The following is a 3,502-nucleotide window of genomic DNA, read 5'->3' as shown; positions in this document are numbered from 1 at the left end:
TAAACACTGGAAATCAGTCCTGCGTCTAGATAGTCCTTACGCAGAGCTTCTTGGCAGTAGTGTTCATCCGCGGTATCCGAATACCCTTCTGATACTACTCTCTTAATCAAGAGATTGCTTAAAAACAAGGGTGAAGTGTCAAAGCGTAATCCAAATGGATAGCCATGACCAATGTAGTCCACATAATGGCCATTTGCCAAATCAACTCGACGACCTGAAAGAACTACAAAAAAGTCCATCTGCTCGCTTGTACTCCTTGTTCCTATCTCTAAATCTACTTTTTCTATATGTTATTTAACTTTAAGTGAGGGTATTTAATATTTTTTTGTTCCTTCTCAAAAAGCTGTTGAGCGCTTTTTTCTTGGTCATCAATATACCCCTCAAACCAAACTTTACTTATATCTTCTTTGTTAAAAAAATAACATTGATTATCCGTATTTCCATTTGGATATAAACATGCCGAATAATCGAAATAACCAATTGTCCCTTGATTATTATAGAGTGGAAAACGAGATAAAATCATTAACTTCACTTCTCCGTTATGAAGTTGAATCACACTTCCGATTGGCAATATTTTATCATTCATTATTAACTCTCCTTATTACTTAATTCTTTGTATAACTGTCTCAATATCATGCTGCGTTTAATCAATTTGGTATTTAAAATAGTGTATACGATAAAATATGATGATAAAGTTAATACAAGACTAATATAATTACCCGAACTTATAAAAATTGCAGCAGTCACTATTCCTATAATCAAAAAACAGAGCATCGTTATATATAATATTAAAACATTCCTTTTTTCTTGCTTTAAAAAGTTTTGATAGTTTCTTAAATCAATTTGAAATTCTTCTAACTCAATGACACGGTTTAAAACATAATAAAGTAATAGACTGCTACCAATACTAATTATAATATAAGCAAAGATTAAAGACAGTATACGAAGATCTGTTGGTACTTTCCCATCTTCACTTATACTTCTCAAAACAATATATAAAACAAGAGCAATTGAACTGTAACCAGTAATGGTAGCTGCTCCATTAGTTTTATCCTTTGTTGGATATAAAAGTTGATGATTTTCATTGTTATAGTAGACAGATTTTTCCTGATATATACCTAGGGCAACGAAATTTTTAGTGTTGCTTTTCATAATTATCTTTCTTAATTATAAGCTTTATAAAGTCCATTTATGATTTTTCCTCTTTGGAATATTTTATTATAAAAGAACATAAAATACATAGTCATAAATAAAACTGAAACAACTCCCCACGGAAGATTGCCATATGTGATAAAGAGGTGTGAAAAAAATATTATAATTAGTGGTAATATAATAAGAGATAAATAGGTAAAAAAGACATTCTTTCGCTCTCTTAACACAAAATTCCTCATTGCTTTTTCCTCTAATTGAAGTTTTTCCACTTCCCTCTCACGATAGAACGTCACATAACAAACAACAAAGGCTGTTATAAAGGAAATCAGAACACCTATCATTAGAAATTGATATCTTCCCAGAATGGTTAAATAGTATTGGGAATTTACTTTTCCGATTATTACATAAAGAATCATGATCAAGCTACTACCAGCAGTTTCAAGAAAAGAATTCCGTTCCCTTACTCTATATAAAGTTAGATCTTTTTTATCAAAATAAACTGGATTTTTATCAATTGTTCCTATCGGAACCATATTTTTTAAATATTTTTTCATGAATCCTTTTCCTTAGTGGAATATTTTTTGTCTAACATATGAACCACTTTAAATCTCTGTATTGGTTTCGTGTTTAATAACAATAGGGGGAACATAAAAAATAAAATGGCTAAAAACAAAAACAAAAAATTAGAAGTCAATAAATAAACTATAGAAAAAAGCACTGGNAAAAGAAATGCCAATAATATAATTAGATGGCTCTTAACTATATTTTTCTTCTCTTTTTTAAGAAAAGTTATCATATCAATGTTTGAAAGCACAAAAGGACTAATAACTAATTCTTCATTCAAAGCTGGTCTATAGAGAAGTTTGGAGATAATGATCATTAGAAAAAAACCAAAAGTCAAGGGCCAAAAACCACTAAACACCTGAACTTTTGTTATTTCTCTTACAATCACATAAAGGATAAGTGCTACTCCTGTTGAGAAAGCGATAGGAGACACTTTAAACTTTGTTTTAGAATGACCTAAGAACATCTTGTCTGTTTTCTTATCAAAAAAAACTGTTTCCCCTTCAAAATTACCAATGCCTACAAATTCAACGTCCTTTAACTTTATAATTTTATTTTCGTCCAAGAGAGTCTCCTATCACTGAAATACAGTTCCAATACCACTGAAAAAGTCAGATACTGCATTACCAACACCATCTATAACTTCCTTACCTGCTTTTACTACATTATTTGTTATTTTTGTGACTTCCTTTCCAACAGTGTTATCATAAATCATATCAAATACAGCATTGCCTGCAATTGATAAACCTACTCCTACTATAAACCCTGCAGCAGCTCCAACAATACCACCTACAGCAGTTCCTGCAATAGGTATAACACTACCAATAGTAGCTCCAATTGCTGCTCCTGTATTCATACCAATGGTCATAGCGCCGGTAGATATTGCTGCATGGGCCCCACTCTTAATAACTGCGTTCGGAACATTTTCACCAGCTGAAACCTGAGCAGTAAAATCAATAGCAGGACCGATAAATGTCATCGCTCGGCCTATTTCTGGCCCCGACTTAGCAACAGATTCAATGCCTTTTCCTATACTTATAAAAGATCCTGACGCGACATTACTTACATTATCAAAAATATTAGGAGGAACTATACCATTAGTTCCGAGGTTAATAAAACTTCCAAGTGAATCGCTTAATTTATATAAACCATTAATCAACCCTCCCACAACAGTAGGGGTCTTTTCCAATAATTTAACCCAGCCCTTATCTCCAAACACATCAATACCATTCATGATTGACTCACTGGCGAAATTATTTTTTAAATCATTTGAAATTACATCAGAATAGTTTTGATTGTTTAAGTCCATCTTCCCACTATACTTAGACTCGGCAAGCTGTTTTGCGAGAGCATTTTGGTACTTCACAGCTTTGGAGTTGCTATGGATAGCTGTGTGAATCTCTGAAACCGAATTTTTAAACTGACTTCGATTATAATAATTTCTCGATACACGGTCTCCATATGGAAGAGGGGCATAACCTGATAGTGTAGCTATTTCACTATTTTGCATATCGATAAGGTCAAAAGTATCCGTTTTTAGAAGAACACTATTAAAAGCTTCCATGTTCTTTATGGTATCATCTAAACTCTTGACTGCTTGATTATAGCTCGTGTTCACACTATCCAAACTAGGATTCGTTAACGTTAGGATATCACTTATCCCTGCATAGATATTTTGTGTCTTACTGGAACTGCTCTTTAATCCCTCGATCGGATCTTTCATCCGTTGCTTGATGCGTTCTAGGTATTCTGTCTTAATAATGGCACTGTTATCAGTCTCTGACAC

General features: G+C 32.8%; 5 protein-coding genes. All 5 read right to left on the bottom strand.

All coding sequences use genetic code 11. The annotated features are described in order from the left end of the window. Positions 1–239: DUF4176 domain-containing protein (locus tag D8805_RS09855; protein ID WP_260469943.1), on the bottom strand; the 239-nt coding region annotated here is incomplete at its 3' end. A 44-nt stretch (positions 240–283) separates the two neighbouring features. After that, a complete protein-coding gene (locus D8805_RS09850; RefSeq protein ID WP_070478089.1) occupies positions 284–586 on the bottom strand; it encodes a DUF4176 domain-containing protein in 303 nt (100 codons plus the stop codon). A 2-nt stretch (positions 587–588) separates the two neighbouring features. Continuing rightward, complete coding sequence (locus D8805_RS09845) at positions 589–1,152, bottom strand: hypothetical protein (protein WP_125417113.1); 564 nt, start codon at positions 1,150–1,152, stop codon at positions 589–591. An 11-nt stretch (positions 1,153–1,163) separates the two neighbouring features. Then, positions 1,164–1,706, bottom strand: a complete 543-nt coding sequence (locus D8805_RS09840; RefSeq protein WP_125417111.1) for a hypothetical protein — start codon at positions 1,704–1,706, stop codon at positions 1,164–1,166. 587 nt (positions 1,707–2,293) lie between these two features. Beyond that, the coding region (locus D8805_RS10345; RefSeq protein WP_260469942.1) for a T7SS effector LXG polymorphic toxin at positions 2,294–3,502 on the bottom strand (1,209 nt) is incomplete at its 5' end.

The sequence above is a fragment of the Streptococcus oralis subsp. dentisani genome (genome assembly GCF_003944205.1).
GTDB lineage: Bacteria > Bacillota > Bacilli > Lactobacillales > Streptococcaceae > Streptococcus > Streptococcus oralis_BH.
The sequence above is the reverse complement of the archived record's forward strand: the minus strand, read 5'-3'. Positions and strand labels throughout refer to the sequence as shown.